Here is a 1,554-nt window from a genome sequence, read left to right as displayed (position 1 = left end):
TGCTGTCGGATCGGCTGGCTTGTTCCTCGCTCTTGGTCACGCTGAGGGTGGCGCTTACTCCTATTCCGGCGCTGGTATCGGTCAGAGCCTGGGCGCCGCCTTGCTGCACGATATTCGCCAGCTTGTACGCGTCGTAGCCAGCCTTGAGCGTCTGGGCCGCTTGCAAGCGGCTGCTGCTGGAGGTGTTGTCTGCGCCGGTGATCCGGTCGCCGATCATCGTCACGGCCGTGCCCAGGGCGCCGGCGAGCTGGCTGCCCGCCGTCACACTTCGGCTGCGGGAATCCATGGCGCTGTGGCTGGTGTCCTGCGTGGCTTGCAGGTCCACCGCATTGCCGGTGACGCTCACCCGGTCCTTGGCCAGCAGCACGGCGCCCTGGCCAATGACGTTGCCCTGGCCCGTGCCCTTGTACTGCGCGTCGGTGCCGGCCGTGAGCGTCAGATTGCCGCCGGTGGCCGAGAGCCCGCTGGTGTGCTCGCGCGTGGTGGTGCCGCGCCCGGCTTGGGACGCGCTGTTCTTGCCGAACATCGTGAAGCGCCCGCTGAGGCCCGTGGGGGCGAGCCCGATCACGGTGGCACTGCTCTGCGCCTGGGCTTGCGTGTTCTCCGTATCGGTCGCGGTGTACAGCAGGATGTTGCGCCCGGCGCGCACGGTGACGTCCTGGTCGGCGAGCACCGTGCTGGCGCCGAACGTGGCGTCGCGGCCCGCCGTGATGGCCACGTTGGCGCCGCTGATGCTGCTGCCCACCTGGGTCGTCGATTGCAGCGCCTGCGTCTGTTTCTGCGCGGACTTGCCGAAGCTGATCTGGCCCAGGTTCGCCGACAGGCCGCGCCTGTTTTGCTCGAACAAGCTGCTTGCACTGCTGCTCTCCTGCGCCGTCGTGACGTTCACGTCGCGCCCGGCGCTGATGTATGCGTTGCCGGTCGCGTTGATCTGGCTGGCTTGCAGCGTGACGTCATTGCCCGCGCGCAGCAGCACGGTATTGCCGGTGATGCTGCTGCCGGCGACGCGGGTGCTCTGGCTGCCGTCGGCGCGCTGCGTGGATTTGTTCGAGAACAGGCCACTCCTGCGGTCGTAGCTCTCGCTTGCCTGGCCGTGCCCGGTCGTCGCGTTCTGGACCGTGACGTCGTTGCTTGCGATCAAACTCGCCTGGCCCGTGCCCGCAGCGATCGTCGCGCCCACCGCGGTGACGTTGCCCTGGCCATCCGCCTTGGCGCCGTTGGCAATCAGGGTCGCGTTGCGCCCGGCAGTGAAGGCGCCGCCGACCAGGGTCTCGTTGGTCTGGGCGATGCGGTGATAAGCATCCTTGCGCGCGTTCTGCTGATCGATGGTCAGGCTGTTCTTGGCCGCTTCGATGTGGACGTTGCGGCCTTGGACCGTCAGATCGGTCCCCGCAGTGGCGTTCGTGCCGCTGAAGTGCGCGTCGCCTGCCGCCGTGATGCTCAGGGCCTGGCCGGCATTGAGCGTCGTCAGCTGCTGCGTGGTCGCGGCGCTGTGGAACTGGCCCGATCGGCCCTGGGCGCCGCCCTGACCGAGAGGAACGTTCAGCGCATAGC

The 1,554-nt window shown here is 68.2% G+C and carries 1 protein-coding gene; it reads right to left on the bottom strand.

The genetic code is table 11. From position 1 onward, the window contains the following. A partial coding sequence (locus VTU_RS26295; RefSeq protein WP_010102502.1) for a hemagglutinin repeat-containing protein occupies nucleotides 1-1,554 on the bottom strand: 1,554 nt, incomplete at both ends.

This window comes from Verminephrobacter aporrectodeae subsp. tuberculatae At4, from assembly GCF_000193225.1.
Taxonomy (GTDB): domain Bacteria; phylum Pseudomonadota; class Gammaproteobacteria; order Burkholderiales; family Burkholderiaceae_C; genus Acidovorax; species Acidovorax aporrectodeae.
This window is presented reverse-complemented; position numbering and strand designations above follow the sequence as displayed.